The sequence below is a fragment of the Chromobacterium sp. LK11 genome (genome assembly GCF_001043705.1).
GTDB lineage: Bacteria > Pseudomonadota > Gammaproteobacteria > Burkholderiales > Chromobacteriaceae > Chromobacterium > Chromobacterium alkanivorans.
The window spans coordinates 1-15,993 of sequence record NZ_LDUR01000018.1 but is presented as its reverse complement, the minus strand read 5'-3'; the positions used below and the strand labels follow the sequence as shown (position 1 = coordinate 15,993).

Annotated in this window: 16 protein-coding genes and 1 pseudogene; 3 read left to right on the top strand and 14 right to left on the bottom strand. The window is 57.7% G+C overall.

Annotated elements, in window-relative coordinates:
* Positions 1 to 105: 105 nt before the first annotated feature.
* A complete protein-coding gene (locus VK98_RS13045) occupies positions 106 to 2,352 on the top strand; it encodes a PAS domain S-box protein (protein ID WP_231589277.1) in 2,247 nt (748 codons plus the stop codon).
* A 174-nt stretch (positions 2,353 to 2,526) separates the two neighbouring features.
* On the top strand, positions 2,527 to 3,033 hold the full coding sequence (locus tag VK98_RS13040) for a DUF1993 family protein (protein WP_048414452.1): 507 nt from the start codon (positions 2,527 to 2,529) through the stop codon (positions 3,031 to 3,033).
* On the opposite strand, the gene VK98_RS13035 is transcribed toward VK98_RS13040, so the two are convergent.
* The 3 genes from VK98_RS13035 to VK98_RS23380 form a co-directional block, all read right to left on the bottom strand.
* Positions 3,015 to 3,554 carry a nucleotidyltransferase family protein gene (locus tag VK98_RS13035; RefSeq protein ID WP_231589276.1) on the bottom strand — a complete coding sequence of 180 codons (540 nt, stop codon included), beginning with the start codon at positions 3,552 to 3,554 and terminating at the stop codon, positions 3,015 to 3,017. The two genes, VK98_RS13040 and VK98_RS13035, sit on opposite strands and share 19 nt — an antisense overlap.
* A gap of 40 nt (positions 3,555 to 3,594) precedes the next feature.
* On the bottom strand, positions 3,595 to 5,193 hold the full coding sequence (gene nadB, locus VK98_RS13030; RefSeq protein WP_048414450.1) for an L-aspartate oxidase: 1,599 nt from the start codon (positions 5,191 to 5,193) through the stop codon (positions 3,595 to 3,597).
* Positions 5,194 to 5,490: 297 nt separating this feature from the next.
* Positions 5,491 to 5,703, bottom strand: coding sequence for a hypothetical protein (locus VK98_RS23380; protein WP_082158989.1), 213 nt, complete (start codon positions 5,701 to 5,703; stop codon positions 5,491 to 5,493).
* 449 nt (positions 5,704 to 6,152) lie between these two features.
* Between VK98_RS23380 and VK98_RS13025 the strand changes: the two genes are divergently transcribed.
* Positions 6,153 to 6,476: a hypothetical protein gene (locus tag VK98_RS13025; RefSeq protein ID WP_156187861.1), complete on the top strand. Its 324-nt coding sequence runs from the start codon at positions 6,153 to 6,155 to the stop codon at positions 6,474 to 6,476.
* Positions 6,477 to 6,664: 188 nt separating this feature from the next.
* Here VK98_RS13025 and VK98_RS23375 read toward each other — a convergent pair whose 3' ends face one another.
* The 11 genes and pseudogenes from VK98_RS23375 to VK98_RS13010 form a co-directional block, all read right to left on the bottom strand.
* Complete coding sequence (locus VK98_RS23375) at positions 6,665 to 7,087, bottom strand: NTF2 fold immunity protein (protein WP_082158987.1); 423 nt, start codon at positions 7,085 to 7,087, stop codon at positions 6,665 to 6,667.
* Positions 7,088 to 7,250: 163 nt separating this feature from the next.
* On the bottom strand, positions 7,251 to 7,763 hold the full coding sequence (locus VK98_RS23740) for a hypothetical protein (RefSeq protein ID WP_156187860.1): 513 nt from the start codon (positions 7,761 to 7,763) through the stop codon (positions 7,251 to 7,253).
* Positions 7,764 to 7,777: 14 nt separating this feature from the next.
* Positions 7,778 to 8,056, bottom strand: coding sequence for a hypothetical protein (locus VK98_RS23735; protein WP_156187859.1), 279 nt, complete (start codon positions 8,054 to 8,056; stop codon positions 7,778 to 7,780).
* A 113-nt stretch (positions 8,057 to 8,169) separates the two neighbouring features.
* Complete coding sequence (locus tag VK98_RS23730; RefSeq protein ID WP_156187858.1) at positions 8,170 to 8,484, bottom strand: hypothetical protein; 315 nt, start codon at positions 8,482 to 8,484, stop codon at positions 8,170 to 8,172.
* Positions 8,481 to 8,630 (bottom strand): annotated as a pseudogene (locus tag VK98_RS24495) (HYD1 signature containing ADP-ribosyltransferase family protein); the annotation flags it as partial. The gene VK98_RS23730 and the pseudogene VK98_RS24495, both read right to left, overlap by 4 nt.
* Complete coding sequence (locus VK98_RS24490; RefSeq protein WP_197083039.1) at positions 8,606 to 8,746, bottom strand: HYD1 signature containing ADP-ribosyltransferase family protein; 141 nt, start codon at positions 8,744 to 8,746, stop codon at positions 8,606 to 8,608. The gene VK98_RS24490 and the pseudogene VK98_RS24495, both read right to left, overlap by 25 nt.
* An 8-nt stretch (positions 8,747 to 8,754) precedes the next feature.
* Complete coding sequence (locus VK98_RS13020) at positions 8,755 to 9,222, bottom strand: RHS repeat domain-containing protein (RefSeq protein ID WP_053077378.1); 468 nt, start codon at positions 9,220 to 9,222, stop codon at positions 8,755 to 8,757.
* Positions 9,223 to 9,538: 316 nt separating this feature from the next.
* Positions 9,539 to 10,072 (bottom strand): SMI1/KNR4 family protein, encoded by a 534-nt coding sequence (locus tag VK98_RS23365; RefSeq protein ID WP_082158985.1) that lies wholly within the window; start codon positions 10,070 to 10,072, stop codon positions 9,539 to 9,541.
* A 50-nt stretch (positions 10,073 to 10,122) separates the two neighbouring features.
* Entirely contained in the window at positions 10,123 to 10,701 is a 579-nt protein-coding gene (locus VK98_RS23725) for a hypothetical protein (RefSeq protein WP_156187857.1), read from the bottom strand.
* The gene (locus VK98_RS13015) at positions 10,647 to 15,230 is read right to left on the bottom strand and encodes an RHS repeat-associated core domain-containing protein (RefSeq protein ID WP_053077377.1); all 4,584 of its coding nucleotides are present in this window, start codon (positions 15,228 to 15,230) and stop codon (positions 10,647 to 10,649) included. Before VK98_RS13015 ends, VK98_RS23725 begins: the two co-directional genes overlap by 55 nt.
* A 33-nt stretch (positions 15,231 to 15,263) precedes the next feature.
* The coding region (locus VK98_RS13010; RefSeq protein WP_048414449.1) for a DUF2345 domain-containing protein at positions 15,264 to 15,993 on the bottom strand (730 nt) is incomplete at its 5' end.

The following is a 15,993-nucleotide window of genomic DNA, read 5'->3' as shown; positions in this document are numbered from 1 at the left end:
AAAGTAGGAGCAGTTTCTTCTCCCTGCCATTAGGGACTTCAGCATCAGGATTTTCCCTAACATTTCATGCAGATAAAAACCACTTTCTCCCGCCGATCCCCCCGCATGCTCTGGCTCAGCGTCAGCGCCTTGTTATTGGCCCTGCTGTTGGCGCTGGGCAGCCTGTTCTACCTGGTGTACCGAGACTGGCGCGACGAACAGCAAGACAATCTGATCCAGGAAGTGTTGTGGCTGGAGCAGTCCTTGCGCATGTATCTGGAAGGGCAGCAGGAATGGGCCGAGAACCTGGCGCGGGACATCGAGATCGGCAATGTCGACAGCCCGCGCTTTGCGCGTCAGGCCGCGTTCTACCTGCGGAGCAACCCGGAACTGCTGTCCATCGAACAGGTGGACCTGGACGGCAAGGTGTTGCGCGATCAGCACGGCACCCGCCGCGACGGCCGCGTGTTGTTTGGCGAAACCTTCGACGCGCTGTGGCGGGCCAACCGGCTGTTGCGTCCCAGCTACGGCGCGCCCTATCAGGGCGGCGACGGCAAATACCGCTTCGACCTGGCCGTGCCCATCGTCCACGACGGCAAGGCCCAGAGCGGGCTGAGGCTGACCTACCAGCTGGACCTGCTGCTGTTCAACCAGGTGCCGTGGTGGATAGCCTCCAAGAACTACATCAGCATCCAGGACCTGAGCGGCAAAACCCTGGCCAGCAAGTTCGACCCGGCGGAACGCCCCGGCACCATCTCGCACCAGACCAGCTTCGACCCGCCCGGCTACGGCCTCTACCTGCACGCGGTCAGCTACCGCGCCGGCCTGGGCCTGACCCTGCCGGTGCTGTCCGGCCTGATCGTGCTGCTGGTCAGCGCGCTGTTGTACGCCGCCTGGCGCATCCGCCGCCACGTGCGCGAGCGCGCGCACGCCGAACAGGCGCTGGCCCAGGAAGTGTCCTTGCGCCAAGCGATAGAAGACTGCATGAAAAGCGGCCTGGTGGCGCTGGAGGACGAAGGGCGCATCGTGCGCGTCAACCGCGCCTTCTGCGACATGCTGGGTTTCAGCGCGGACGAACTGGTGGGCCAGGCGCCGCCGCATCCGTTCTGGCCGGCGGACGACCACGATGCCATGACCGCGGCGATCGCCGCGGTGCGCGACCACCGCCAGCCGGAGCAGGGCTTCGAACTGCGCTTTGCGCGCAAGGACGGCGAATTCATCGAAGTGCGGCTCTACGCCACCCCGCTGGTGGAAGCCGACGGCAGCCAGCGCGGCTGGATCGCGTCCCTGTTCGACATCACCGAACGCAAGCGGCAGCGGCTGGCGCTCAACGCCTCCCACCAACGCTTCCTCACCGTGCTCAACGGCCTGGTGGCCGGCGTTTGCGTGATGGAGGAAAACGGCGGCCTGCTGCTGTACGCCAATCCGGCGTTTGCCCGGCTGTGGCTGGCGGAAGAACCAGACGGCCCCTGCTGCGTGCTGTTGCCCGGCTTGCAGGAACAGCCGGAACAGGACGAATACGGCCTGGAGTTCACCACCGACGGCGGCGACAGCTGGTTCCAGATGCACCGCCGCCGCATAGACTGGGTCAACGGCGAATCCGCTTGGCTGGCCATCCTGGCCGACGTCAGCGAAGACAAGGCGCGCGAAGGGCGCGAACTAGCGCAGCAGGAGCGGCTGCAAAACACCTCGCGGCTGATCGCCATGGGCGAGATGGCCTCCACGCTGGCGCATGAACTGAACCAGCCGCTGACCGCCATCAACACCTACGCCGCCGGCGTCAGCCGCCGGCTGCCGGCGGAGCTGGAACTGCCGGCCGGCGTGCGCGAAGCGATACAGGAAATCGCCGGCCAGGCCAAGCGCGCCGCCCAGATCGTCAGCAGCATCCGCGCCTTCGTCAAAAAGCACGAGCCGCAATTGCAGCGGGTGGAGCCGGGGCCGGTGGTGCTGCGCGCCGTCGGCCTGGCGGAAGGCCTGGCGGTCAAGGCCGGGGTCAAGCTGCAAGTGGAGCAAGACCTGGAGCGCTGCCTGCTGGACATGGACCCGGTGTTGATTGAGCAAGTGCTGCTCAATCTGATGAAAAACGCCATTGAAGCGATGCAGGAAGCGCAGACCAAGCGCCCCAGGGTCAAGGTGCGCACCTTCATCGGCAGCGCCTTCTGGCGGGTGGAAGTGGTGGACAACGGCCCCGGCCTGTCCGAGGCGATGAAGAGCAATCTGTTCACCCCGTTCTACTCCACCAAGCCGGAAGGCATGGGCATAGGCCTGAACATCTGCCGCTCCATCGTGGAATTCCATCGCGGCGAATTCGGCGCCAACAGCACCGTGGCCGGCGGCTGCGCGTTCTGGTTCACCCTGCCGCTGGTCAAGTGAGAGCCCCGCCTCCAAATGGGACAGGGAGGGCAGGGGGCGGTGAGGGCGCTCCGTTTTGAACAAGCCGCTGCCGGCCCTGCGCATTTCCCCGGCCGGAGCCGGATTGGCTTATGCTGTGGCGGCGCGCCGAATCTCCGCCGCGTCCGTCTTCCCGCATCCGACAGGAGCCCGCCCATGTCCGTTTCCATGTACCAAGCCTCCGTCCCGGCGCTGATCCGGGGCCTGAACAATCTGTCCGCCATCCTGGACAAGGCCGCCGCCGACGCCGCCGCGCGCAATATCGCGCCGGACGTGCTGCTGAACGCCCGGCTGGCGCCGGACATGTTCGCGCTGACGCGCCAGGTGCAGATCGCCAGCGACAGCGCCAAAGGCTGCGCCGCGCGGCTGGCTGGTGTCGAAGTGCCCAGCTACGCCGACGACGAAGCCAGCTTTGCCGATTTGCAGCAGCGCATCGCCAAGACCGTGGTGTTTTTGCAGGGTTTCAACGCCGCCCAGATCGACGGCAGCGAGGCGCGGGAAGTGGTGCTGAAAGTGCGCGGCGACGAAATCCGCTTCAGCGGCCAGAGCTATCTGCTGGGCTTTGTGCTGCCCAACTTCTATTTCCACCTCACCGCCGCCTACGCCATCCTGCGCCACAACGGCGTGGCGCTGGGCAAGATGGACTACCTGGGCGGCGTGTAGTCCCGGGCGGGCAGCAGGCGCAGCGCCGGCCAGCGCTGCAAGAACCGCTTGTCCGCCAGCCTGCGCTCAAACACGGCAGCGCTGCAATGTCTGGGATTATGGCGCAGCACGCCGTTCATCAAATCCTCCAGACCGCAGGGCGCCAGAATCCGCACACGGTCCTCCTCATCCAGCCAGGCCGCCACCGCGGTGGCGGTTTCCGGCCAGCTGGCCACCCCGTCCGCCAGGCTCTGCCAGGGCGTCATGGGCCGGCCCGGCTCCCGCTCACCCCAAAGATGGACCGCCGCCTGATTGCAGACCTCCCAGTTCAAGCCTGGCAGCGCGGCGCGCAGCCGGGCTTCCAGCTGACGCTCGCGTTCCGGGCGTAAATCTGCGGGATCGAAGTAAACCAGATCGATGTCCGGGAGCGGCGTGGGCTGCGCATGGCGGCACAGCCGGTCCCAAACCAGGCTGCGGATGGCGCCGGCGCCGATGGCCCAGGAGGACAGGCCCAAGGCGCGGCCGGCGCCAAGCGCCGCCATCAGCCATGGCTGCCCGCGCAGCAAAGCCGCTAACTGCCGCTCATGCTCCATCGGCCTGCGCCGGCGCTTCCGGCGTCAGGATGGTCTCCTGCGCCAATTCCAGTTTTTCCGGATAGTCGCGGCTGTAGTGCAGGCCGCGGCTCTCCTTGCGCAGCAGGGCCGAACGCACGATCAACTCCGAAGTCTGCACCAGGTTGCGCAGCTCGATCAGATCGTTGCTGACGTGGAAATGGCGGTAATACTCGTTGATCTCCTCGGACAGCAGACGGATGCGGTTTTGCGCCCGCATCAGCCGCTTATTGGTGCGCACAATGCCCACATAGTCCCACATCGCCCGGCGCAGCTCGTCCCAGTTGTGGGAAATCACCACCTCCTCGTCCGGGTCCGTCACCTGGCTGTCGTCCCAGTCCGGGATCTTGGGCAGCTTGATCTCCGGCGCGGCCAGGATGTCCTCCGCCGCCGCCTTGCCTATCACCAGGCATTCCAGCAGGGAATTGCTGGCCAGCCGGTTGGCCCCGTGCAGGCCGGTGCAGGCCACTTCGCCCACCGCGTACAGCGCGTCCACATCGGTGTGGCCGGTCAGGTCCGTGACCAGGCCGCCGCAGGTGAAATGCACCGCCGGCACCACCGGGATGGGCTGCTGGGTGATGTCTATGCCCAGCTCCAGGCAGTGGGCGTAGATATTGGGGAAATGCTCGCGGATGAAATGGGCCGGCTTATAGGAAATGTCCAGGTAGACGCAGTCCAGGCCGTGCTTCTTCATTTCAAAGTCGATGGCGCGCGCCACCACGTCGCGCGGCGCCAGCTCGGCGCGCGGATCGTGCTCCGGCATGAAGCGGGTGCCGTCCGGCAGCTTCAGGATGCCGCCTTCGCCGCGCACCGCCTCGGTGATCAGGAAAGACTTGCTGTGCGGGTGGTACAGGCAAGTGGGGTGGAACTGCATGAATTCCATATTTCCCACCCGGCAGCCGGCGCGCCAGCCCATGGCGATGCCGTCGCCGGTGGCGGTGTCCGGATTGGTGGTGTACAGGTAAACCTTGCCGGCGCCGCCGGAGGCCAGAATGGTGTGCTTGGCGGCAATGGTCACCACCTGGTCCGCCTGCTTATCCAGCGCGTACACCCCGTAAGCGCGGTTGCCAGGCAGGCCCAGCTTGCGCGAGGTGATCAGATCGATGGCGATATGCTCTTCCAGCTCGGTGATATTGGGGTGAGCCTTGATCTTCTGCCCCAGCGTGCTGGTCACCGCCGCGCCGGTGGCGTCCGCCGCGTGGATGATGCGGCGGTGGCTGTGGCCGCCTTCGCGGGTCAGGTGATAGCCGGTGCGGTGGGTTTCATCCTTGGTGAAGGGCACGCCCAGCGCAATCAGCCAATCAATGGCCTCCTTGGAGTGCTCGACAATGAAGCGCGCGGCCTCCTCATTGCACAGCCCTGCGCCGGCAATCAGCGTGTCGCGGATGTGTTCCTCCACCGAATCCTCGGTGTCCAGCACTGCGGCGATGCCGCCCTGGGCGTAAGTGGAGCTGCCCTCCAGCAAATCGCGCTTGGTAATCAGGCCCACCTTGCGGCTTTCCGCCAGGTGCAAGGCCAAGGTCATCCCGGCCAGACCGCTGCCGATGATCAGAACATCAAACTTGAGCATGATGAAATCCTGCAGGACGCAGAGTCGAAATGGATAGGCAGCGTAGCAGACTTCATGCTGGTGTGACAGATAGGGGGCTGGCAAGCACTGCTCAAGTGGAGTGTGCTTGTGGGAGTTTATTACGTCGAAGCGGTCAGCACTTGTCGTGCAGGCTAGGTGCCTTTTCTAGCCCTGAAGATTGGGGCCTCGTTTGCCGCACAAGGAAGGGTTTTCCACATCTAGCCCCATGTCTGGTAGGTCGTCTTTCCTTGTGGGCATGAGGTGATATTGCCAACGATCGAGTATCAAAAGAACGACTTACTGATTCTCTATTATTCTGTTTTGGTTTTCTTCGGATAGCCAGTTCCAAATAATCTTGTAATAAGCTTCGTGAATTTCTGAGTAGTTATTCTCGCCAAATTCCTGGAAATTTTTCAGGGTGTAATTGTCCGGCTGATGAAATAATTCGTGAATTTTTTCAATTAAAGAAAATACTCTTAAGACTTCATCTTGATCAATTTGCTCTGTCATGTCTTTTGACTTCCATATGAGTGCGAAGGGCCGGGTTAGACGGAGGGATAGTAGTGCACCGTTGTGGCTTTGTGCAGTAGGCTGGAGTCTGAACGGTTGGCCTCATGTTGCTTCCTACGGGCACTTTGACGGCACGCATGGCTTCGGAAAGGGTCAAGGGGACGCGGCAGAACGGCCCCAGCCCTTGTCTCCCAGCTCCAAGCACGTGATAATCCGACCGTGCTGTGCATCAGCACCGGAATTAGCGTTCCGAGGCAAGAAGGCGGACAGCCGCACATGCGGCATCTCATGTCCGAACACACCATAGATACGTCTACTCTTGGGCGGGTCATGGTGGGAGCGTGCTTGCACGCGCCGGATCCTTCTTGCCGGTAACGCTAATCCTGCCATGTTCCCGCCGCCTCCGCTTAGCGTCGGAGGGCGGGCATAATGCTCAAGAAGGAGTCGCCATGACTAGCGCCACTCAAGTTTCCCACATCCCGTCACTATCAACCTTGCTGTTCCAACTGAAAAGCTTGCGTCAGCAAAATCCCTCGTTGAACCCGATTGACCCATTGTTGCAGCAGCTCGACGAATACGGCGAGCACTTCCATCACAGCGCTCAACTGATCTGTCTGGAACTCGGCCAGGTCAGCAGCGCTTTGAGCGCGTTGGCGGCCATGCTGGACCAATCCAACCTGGACACGCTGGAGTGCGAGCAGATGTATTGCCTGCTGGAACCCTTCGCCCGCCGCTTGCAGCAGACCACGGTGCAAATGCAGGAATTGGCTTAACTCTCCCAAACGACCAAAGCCCCGGATGGGGCTTTGTATTTTCTGAGGCTTGAGCTTTATTCAATTGGTTACATTGGTCTACGGTGGAACGGTTTTCTTTACACTAGCCGATGTGTTTGGTTAGTACGAGTTCCCATGCCGGATTAATGGCTTGGCTATATATCTTTAGATGCCCATTCTCCATGGGGTTATATGGAGTTTTTTTTCTTCCAATCTAGCCCGTCAATGCTTTGGTATGCCTGATCAATCTTGTAGGCGCCTTCTTTATGCAAAACAATATACTTTGAATAGCGATTTTGTTTTTTTCTATTTTTTGAAATGACTTCAAACTTTAAGGAGGCGTTTTCAGTGCAGGAGATGGTTTCCTGATCGTAGAGGCGAGGTCTTCCAACTCCTAGTGTTTCTAACTTTTCCTGTCCAATTTTATTGAAAGCAGATTCGGTTAAAAATGACTGCAGAATAATCTCTAGCTTGGATCTGGACTCTTTGCCAATTCTTTTTATGAACTCATTGTCTGTTTCATACTCTGGTTTTCTCTTTTCTGCATAATACCAGTCTTCCCAGTTAAGCATCTGTTCCAGAAAATTGCTGGTGAATTCAGAAGGAGTCATTTTGCCTCACAGTAGTCTGGGTTTTTGAAACTAATAGTTTGGGTTATGCCATTTTCGCGTTGTTGCTATAAGATCTCATGAGGGCAATTTTCTCCAACCTTGTGTTGAGCTGGAAAGGTATTGGTCATATCTATGGGGTGTAGTGATGCCATCAATTGATGTCTCAAAGGTAAATTATTTTTCCTATTGGTCGAATGAAGTCGTCTTCGCGACTCTTTGAATACCCACAAGGGATTTTGCCGGATTTGTATATGTCAAATAAACGACTGAAAAGCATTTTTTTTATGCCAACACGTTTTGTGAAGTATCCCTCAATGATGATATGAATGATGTCATACCCGATATCGTCTTTTAGATCTTTTAATCCATGTGTGCCTTCGAGTGGCTTCAGTTTTGGCTCTATTTTTTCGTCAAAATATTGACGAGCTTCTTTGGCGACTGGATTCCATTCCTGATACTGATTTTGAAATTTTTTGTTGAGCATTGTGCTTAATTGTGCTGCGGCTTCTGCTCTAATGTCCTCCCACTCTTCTGAGTGAATCGATTTTTCAAAAATGGCAACTCCTTTGCACAGGGACGCATCGATGTTGATATCTGTTTCTTCAGTATTGAAACTTTCAAAAAAAGATATCGTATCTAGTGTTTGAAATAGGGTTTGAAGTATTTCTTTTTTCATTCTGAGCACTTTCTCTAGCTTATTCTTTCCGCTAAAGTTACTTTTGTGTTGTAGATTCTCTGCAATGTTAAACCAAATTGGCCAATCCATTCTATTAGGTTTGGGGCAGGGTTGTGGATATTTATATTTCCCGGTAATTCAATTTGGTCCCATAAAATAAGCGCCTGATCTCTGGATGTTGTCGTGCAGCTCAGAACTCCTTGCATTGATGCCGACCAGAGATTGCCAGTGTCGGCCTTGCTGGCGGCGTCGGCAATGGTTTCGCGCGCTTGTCCCCAGGCCTGGTAGTCCATCTCCAGCGCGCCTTGTTCGTCGGTCAGCGCTAGCGGGCGGCGAGGACTGCTTGGGTAGGGATACCGAAGCAGAGAGGATTATCTTACAGGTACGGAGATGCTTTTAAGCATAATCAGTTTTCATTTTGTAGTTGTTGTTTTTTATGATACTTAGAAACTGCAGAATTCCAAGCGTTTTCGAATTCAATTCTTGTTATTTCTTCGGCAATAAACTCATCTTCCTGGTTTATCTTCTCGATTGTTGGTATTTGCTGGTCAGCGAGTATAGATTCTCCAAATTCACCTGCTTCAGATGCATAGCCAATGACTTGGCCGTCTTTCATGATTTCAATTTTTCTGATTTCATAAGAAGAGTCGTCAATCTCTTGGTAAATGATTGATGGCTCTTCTTTATGGTTGTGGTTCCACATTACTTTTAAATGCTTCATTGGCACCCCTCATTTTTTCCATGGTTAACAACGCGACCATTGATATCTAATGGTTTGTCGTTGGGTATGACGTATACACCATCTCTTCCTTTTTGGATATTCAGTCCAGTGGTATCTATCGCTATATAGTTGCTCGTTTTTTTACCGAGATATCCAACGCCCTAGAACTGTCTTGAAAGTTGTTTGTTTTGGGGCTAGGGTTAATGTCTGTTAAATACTGTCCGTCGTCGTATCTGACATCCTTAGGGTTATTTGCTTTCAAGGATGGGTTTAGTTACTGGCTTGTAAGAATTCCAGCTGCATCTGTGTCACTAGTGTAATGGTATAGAACATTATCTCCATGTACACATTCGCATTGCTCAGGAAGGTTTGAAGGTTTTGATTCTTTTTCGATGAAGCAGGTTTCTTTGCTAGACCTAATGGGGCAAGCCAGCTTATTGGATTTGGCGCATAACTGTGGATATTAATCCCACCCATCAACCCAATCAGATCCCGAGAAATAAAGCGCCCGATCTCCGGATCATAATAGCGATGGCTGTTGTAGTGTAGCCCGGACTCTTGGTCCTGGTACTGGCCCTGGAAGCGGAAGGGGTTGCGGATACCGGCCTTGTTGGCGGCGTCGGCGATGATTTCGCGCGCTTGCCCCCAGGCCTGGTAGTCCATCTCCAGCGCCAACGCGCCTTGTTCGTCGGTCAGCGCCTGCGGGGTGCCCAGGTGGTCGGTGTGGTAGTAGTACACCGCCGTCGGTTCGCTGGGTTCCGGCGCCGGTTTGTGCAGCGGGTCCGTCCGAGTCGTAGGGGTGGTGCTGGCTCCAGCGCGGCACTTTGACGCCGCGCACGGCTTGTGGGGCTGGTGCAGCGGCTAGGTACGAACAGGATATGAGCTGCTTGCTCGTACCTAGTTTTGAAATCTAGTATGTTGCTGTCCAGTAGATAATTATCTGTTTGGTGAAGTGTTGGTGGCACTTCGGGCCAAACAGAGTTATTTTGCTTTGATCAAAATTTAAAATTTATTATGGGTAATGTGTTTTCTTGATTAATTTTGGGTTTGTAGGCTACTGAAACATACGGTCCAAATCAGTAAAGTTTGTCGCAATCTTTGTCATGTTGCCAAAAAAAGGTTCTTCCGAGCAGTCTGCTTCATTGTTGTGATCCCAATAATAAATTTTCCCTTTGTTATCATCGGTGCAGCTTAAAAGAAGCAAACTACCACTTGATTCATGAGCAATGGGTATGTATCCAAGAGGAATGCGGCCTTCATACATTGTTATTGCATAATCAAGGGTGCAAGAATCTATTGGAGTAGAGTGCGCATAAAAGTACTGTATGGAGATGCTTTTTGTTTTTGTTTTTATGGAGCTCGGCTCTGGCTTGCCTCCATTGTATTTTGACAAAAACTCTAAGTAATCTTGGGCTGGTGAAATTTCAAGTTTTCCAAAAAAATCTATCAAAGTGGTCGTCGATGGCCTTTCTTTAAAGCTATAAGCTTGGAGCATCTGCTGCTTTTTTCGTTTGTCGAGCTTTACTCCATGTTTGATCAGAAAATCCAGCTCCTCTGAACTAATGCCAAGGGGTAGATATTGTGTCACCTTATCTCCTACATTTGGTGTTTAGTGTCAGGTGGGTCGTATGGTTCTATTTACTTCATTAAAGAAAATTCTTGAAATTTAATATTTAATTCATGGTTCTGGCACATTTTTTTGAATGTGTCTGTTACGAAAAAGAATTGTGGGTTGTCGATGTCCCTTATGATGAGATCGTCTTGAGTGATTTGAATATCTTTTCGAATTTGAATTTCATAGTCGTCTACGCGCTCAAAGACAGGTTTTCTATTTAGTATTATTCCTGCGTGGGCGTCAAATGTATGCGCACCTATTTTTATTCTGCAAGGATGTGTTGCCATTTGGGGTCTTATGACCTCGCCAATGCTGTTAATGGCATGGTCTGAAAAAATTGGAAATGCCATTGTTGGCTCAAAGTAGTCGTAATTCTTTATGGTTTCTGGGGTGAAAAAATACTGGGCCGTAACATTTAATGGGTGACCATTTTTAAAATTTTTACTTTCTATCCCGAGCATAAAATGATCTAAAATTAATCCGTTGGGATCCTTCAGGTCTAATAGAGAGTTTTCGCTTTTTCCTGTGGTGTACATGCTATATATTTTCATCGTTTTGCTTTCGTGTTTTTGGCTTTTTTGGGGATGGAGGGTGATGCGCAAGTTAGCTTTCCTGAATTTAGATCCGCTCTTAGCTTGGATTGTAGTTCGGATACTTCCTTTTGTGCCTTGACTTTATCCCAGCCTTCTTGTCTTGCCCTAATGTTCATAGCATCTAACTTGCCTTGTACCATCCTGTTGTACGCGGCATGCTCTTCTGTCCAGCCTCGGTGATAGCCCTTCTTTTTAGGGTCAATTCCTTCGCAAACCGGCATGTACATCATATTTCCAGCAGAGTTAATATCTAGCCCCGCTTTATCAAACACAGGGTGTCCTTTGAGAGAGTATGGAATGATATGTTGCCGTTGATACCCTTGTTTTGTTGGCATCCATGTTGGAAACCGATCTAGGCCATGAGGGTCAAGCCATTCAATTGGATTTGGAGCATATTGATATAGATTGTCACCGCCTAATAACCCAATCGGATCCCGAGAAATAAAGCGCCCGATCTCCGGATCATAGTAGCGATGGCGGTTGTAGTGCAGTCCGGACTCTTCATCCTGGTACTGGCCTTGGAAGCGGAAGGGATTGCGGATGCCGGCCTTGTTGGCGGCGTCGGCGATGATTTCGCGCGCTTGCCCCCAGGCCTGGTAGTCCATCTCCAGCGCCAATGCGCCTTGTTCGTCGGTCAGCGCCTGCGGGGTGCCCAGGTGGTCGGTGTGGTAGTAGTACACCGCCGTCGGTTCGCTGGGTTTCGGCACCGGTTTGCGCAGCGGGTCCTGGTCCGAGTCGTAAGGGTGGTGCTGGCTCCAGCGCGGCACTTTGACGCCGCGCACCGCCTCGGTGTGGACCTGGGCCAGCGGCACGAAGCTGTCCGGTTCAAACAGGTAGTGCACCGCTTGTTCGTCGCGGGTTTCGAAGGCCAGCAAGTCGCCATCCCAGCCGTAAAGCGTGGTCTGGCCAGCCTGGGTTTTGGCGATGCGGCGGCCCAGCGGGTCGTAGTGGTAGTCGGTGTTCTGGCCGTCCGGCGCGGTCAGTCGGGACAGGCGGTTGTGGCTGTCCCACTCCAGCTTGGTGAGCGCGCCGTTGACGCGTTTTTCCACCAGATTGCCGCGGCTGTCGTAGCGGTAGTGGCGGCCGGCGTACTGGCTGAGCAGGTTGCCCAGCAGGCTGTTGCCCTGGTGGCCGTCGGCGGCTGGAGCGTTGTCCAGCAGGTTGCCGGCCGGGTCGAAGCGGAAGCTTTCCACGCCCTTGGGGGTGGCGGCTTCCAGCAGGCGGCCCACCGGGTCGTAGCGGTAATTGAGCTGGCCGGCGCGGCTGTCCGCGATGCCGGTGAGCTGGCCGGCGATGTCGTACTGGTATTGGCGGTTCCACTGAGTGGCGCCCATTAGCCGCTGGCTGGCCAGACGGCCGACCTTGTCGTAGCTCTGGTGCTGTTGCAGCGCATTGCCCAGCACGCGCTGGGTTTCGCGGTGCAGCTTGTCGCGTTCCAGGTTGACGATGTCGCGCTGGCCGAACAGCAGGCCGTGCACGTGGCCGCTGCCGTAGCTGAGGATGTCCACGCGGCGGCCGTCCGGGCGCACGCTGGCGACGCGGTTGCCCAGCGGATCGTGCTCATGCTGCCAGCGGTAGGTTTCCTTGACGCCGGCCACGCTGTAGCCGTGGTGTTCTTCTATGACATTACCCACCGGGTCGTAGATCCAGCGCAGGCTGGCGTAGCGGTTCTTGGCCTGGTACAGCCGGCCGGCGGGGTCGTAGCCGAAGCTTTCCAGGCTGCCGGGCGCGCTGCGTTCGATCAGGCGGCCGGCGCCGTCGTAACGGTAGAGGGTGGCGACATCGCCTTCCTGCTGTTTTTCCAGCTGGCCGGCGGCGTTGTAGTGGTAGCGGGTGGCGCTGCCGTCAAAGCCGGTTTCCGAAATCAGCTGGCCGCCGGCGTCGTATTCGAACAAATACTGGCGGTGGTTTTCATTGCGCAGCGCAGTCAGCCGGCCCAGCTTGTCGTATTTGTAGGCCAGGCTGTGGCCGTTGGCGTCGGTGCGGGTCTGAAGCAGGCCGGCCTTGTCGTAGTCGTAATGGGTGGCGCGGCCCAGCGGGTCGGTCAGCTTGAGCAGGCGCGCTTCGGCGTCGTGTTCCAGCTGGGTGGCCTGGCCGTCCGGCTGGACGATGGCTTGCAGCGTGCCGTTGGCCGCGTATTGATAGCGGGTGGCGCTGCCCATGGCGTCGATGATCAGCTGTGCGCGGCCGCGTTCGTCGTACTGCCACTGGGTGGCGCTGCCGGAGCAGTCGGTATAGCTCTGCAGCAGGCCGTCCGGGCGGTAGGCAATCTGCTTCTTGCCGCCCTTGGCGTCGGTGATGGCCACCGGCAGGCCCTGTTCGTTGTAGGCGTACTTGGTCTTGTGGCCCAGCGGATCGGTTTCCTCGATCAGCTGGCCCTGGTCGTCGTAGGCGCGCAGCCATTTTTCGCCCAGCGGATCGGTGATCTCCACCAGATTGTCCTGGGCGTCGTAGGCGAAGGCGACGTCGCTGCCGTCGCGGCGCTCGTGCAGCACCATATTGCCCTGGGCATCGTATTCGTAGCTGTCCTGGGAGCCGTCTGGGTGAATGTGGCTGACCAGCCGTTTTTGGGCGTCGTAGTCGAACCATTCTTCCTTGTGGTCCGGGTAGATGATGCGGTAGTTGTAGCCCTTGTCGTCGAAGTAGTACTCGGTGGTGCGGCCGTAGGCGTCGGTGACGTAGGTGAGGTCGATGTTGTCGTCCCAGGCCAGGCGGATGTCCTGGCTGCCGTCGTCGGCGTATTCGCGCACGGCGCGCGCGTCCAGGTGCTTGCCGTCCCACTCCAGATGGATGCCGCGGCCGGTGCGGTCGGTGTAGCGGGTCAGCAGGTGGTGCTGGTACTGGTAGCTCCAGCTTTGACCGTTTTCATCGCTGGCGGCCAACAGGTCGCCGGCGTCCGCGGCCAGCGGGCCGGCGTCGTCGTATTGGTATTGCGCCAGCGTGCGCAGCGGCAGGCCGGTTTCCGGGTCTTGCAGGCTGATGCGGACGATGCGGCCGCGCGCGTCGTGGCTGAGGTCCGCCACATAGCCGGCGCTGCTGACCAGCTGGATCAGCCGGCCGTCGCGGAAGTTCATCGCAATGCTGTTGCCGGCGCGGTCCTTGATCAGCGCCAGGCGGAAGCTGTCGCCGTGGCGTTCGTACAGCTGCACCAGGTCGTGGCCGTAGGTCTGGGAGATCAGGGTGTCGGACAGGCGGCTGAGGGTGAAGCCTTCCAGCTCGTCCTTCAGGGATTCGCCCACCGGCAGCAGCGGGTAGTCCAGGGTGCGGCAGCTGTCGTCATGGAGCTTCAGCGCTTCGCCTTCAATGTCGAAGCGCGCGCCGTAAGCCACGCCCCAGCGCGCGCCCAGATCGCCGCGGGCGTCGTTGCCGTCGAAGTTGGAGCGATATTGCCGGGTCCAGATGATGGGCAGCACGCCGGGCAGGCTGAAGTCGGTGTGCTGCAGCGATTCTTCGCCCAGCACATAGCCTATGCTGTTGGGCGAGGCGGCGCAGGCGCATTTGGGCGGCGGCTTGATCTTGCCCTTGAAGCGGCTGGTGACTTCCTGGTAAAGCTGCTGGGTGCCTTTCTTGGCCTTGTTGGTGACTTTGTTGGCCACCGCGGCGGCCTTTTTGGGCAGGTGCTTGAGGAAGGCTTCCAGCAGCTTGGTCAGCAAGGGCTTCAGGTGGCTGGAGTACATGGACAGCAGCTTGGCGGTGAGCTGGCCGGCCCAGGCCAGCAGGGTGCGGCCCAGGCTCAGCATCATGCGAGCGGCGGCGCTGCCTTTCAGCGCCATGTCTATGCCCTTGGCCGCGGCCACGGTCATGCCGGCGGCGGCTTCTTTCTTGGCGTTGGCGGCGGCGCGGTTCAGCGCGTCCAGCTCCGCGCCCACCGATGCCCAGAAGCCTTGCTTATTGGTTTTCTCCAGATGGTATTTGACCGGCGCTTGCGGCACGTGTTGTTTGACGTAGCCGCTGAAGTTGCCGGAGCCCAGGCTGATCAGCAGATTGGCCAGGTCCGAGATGATGACCTTGCCCTTGCCGCCGCAGGTTTCCAGCGTGCTCTGCATTTTGCTGTCTACGTGCTTGACCCACTGGTCCGGCATATTGCGGAAGTCGGCCGGCAGCATATTGGCCACTTTCTGAGTCAGCGAGGCGGACAGCTCCATTTTCAGCCAGTCGCCGCCGGCGCGGCGCACGCTGCTGGCGCACAGCTTCAGCGTGGGACGCGCGCCCATTTTGAACAGGCCGCCGGCGGCCGGCACCACGCCCACCAGGTCCACGCCCAGAAACAGCCAGTCGAAAACGTCGACTTCCTGTTTCTTCTTGCTCTTTTCAGACATCTCCATCAGGTCGACGATGACGTCGCCCACCGAGATCAGGTTGCCGACGATGGGCACCGCACTGCCTATGGTCTTGAGGCTGTCCACCGACAGATGTCCGTCGCTGATGCTTTGCAGCCATTGATCGAAGGTCTTGCCGGTTTGCTGGATGACCTGGGCTGCGTTTTGCGGCGTGCCGTTGATCACGGCGACGGGTTTGGCTTGGGCTGCGGTGCTCATGTCGGAGGAGGGCTCTTAAACGATATTCTTAGATCAGCCGGCGGCGGCGGCGAGGGACGCGCCGGAGGCAAGTTGTTTGATGTCGCGCGCTTGTTGCAGCGCGGCCTGGGCTTGGGAGGCCATGGCTTTGGCCTGGTCCACCGCACCTTTGGCCTGGGCTAGGTTTTGCGCCAGACCGGCGGCGCCGGGCGGCAGCGCCTTGCCCACCAGGCTGCTTAGCTGGCTCATGGCCTGCTGCTGCACCGCGGGGCCCATTTTTTGCAGCGCCGCTTCCGGCTGCGGCACAAAGGGGAAGATGTCCGCCTCGCTCTTGTGCGGGCGGCCCAGGAACTGTACTTGCGCCGGCCCGGTGGGCAGGCCGTTGACCATGGCCTTGCCGGCGGCGTCCAGCACGCCGCTGTGCTTGACGCCCAGCGCGTCGGTGACCACGAATTTGCCCTGGTCCATGGAGTAGCCGTTGGCGAAATCGTGAATGACTTGCAGATTGCCCATGCCCGGCTTGTTGAAGGTGGGCGTGGGCGTGCTGAGGCTGGCCGGGCCGGTGAGCGCGTGGCTGGCGCCTTTGACGCTGACTTCGCCCGGGCAGTGCACTTCGATATTGCCGCCCTTGAGCCGGATATAGCCGCCGCCGCTGGTGAGCAGGATTTCCTGGCCGGCGGCGATTTCCACCTTGCCCTTGCAGGCGGTGACGGTCACGTCCTTGTCCGCGGTGACTTCAATGCTGTCGCCCTGCGCCTGTACCTGGATCTTGCCTTTGGCCGCA

Bases quoted from the DNA above. Each gene is read 5' to 3' on its own strand.
- VK98_RS13045 (WP_231589277.1), top strand. From the start codon at position 106: ATGCTCTGGCTCAGCGTCAGCGCCTTGTTATTGGCCCTGCTGTTGGCG.
- VK98_RS13040 (WP_048414452.1), top strand. From the start codon at position 2,527: ATGTCCGTTTCCATGTACCAAGCCTCCGTCCCGGCGCTGATCCGGGGC.
- VK98_RS13035 (WP_231589276.1), bottom strand. From the start codon at position 3,554: ATGGCGGCGCTTGGCGCCGGCCGCGCCTTGGGCCTGTCCTCCTGGGCC.
- nadB (WP_048414450.1), bottom strand. From the start codon at position 5,193: ATGCTCAAGTTTGATGTTCTGATCATCGGCAGCGGTCTGGCCGGGATG.
- VK98_RS23380 (WP_082158989.1), bottom strand. From the start codon at position 5,703: ATGACAGAGCAAATTGATCAAGATGAAGTCTTAAGAGTATTTTCTTTA.
- VK98_RS13025 (WP_156187861.1), top strand. From the start codon at position 6,153: ATGACTAGCGCCACTCAAGTTTCCCACATCCCGTCACTATCAACCTTG.
- VK98_RS23375 (WP_082158987.1), bottom strand. From the start codon at position 7,087: ATGACTCCTTCTGAATTCACCAGCAATTTTCTGGAACAGATGCTTAAC.
- VK98_RS23740 (WP_156187860.1), bottom strand. From the start codon at position 7,763: ATGAAAAAAGAAATACTTCAAACCCTATTTCAAACACTAGATACGATA.
- VK98_RS23735 (WP_156187859.1), bottom strand. From the start codon at position 8,056: ATGGACTACCAGGCCTGGGGACAAGCGCGCGAAACCATTGCCGACGCC.
- VK98_RS23730 (WP_156187858.1), bottom strand. From the start codon at position 8,484: ATGAAGCATTTAAAAGTAATGTGGAACCACAACCATAAAGAAGAGCCA.
- VK98_RS13015 (WP_053077377.1), bottom strand. From the start codon at position 15,230: ATGAGCACCGCAGCCCAAGCCAAACCCGTCGCCGTGATCAACGGCACG.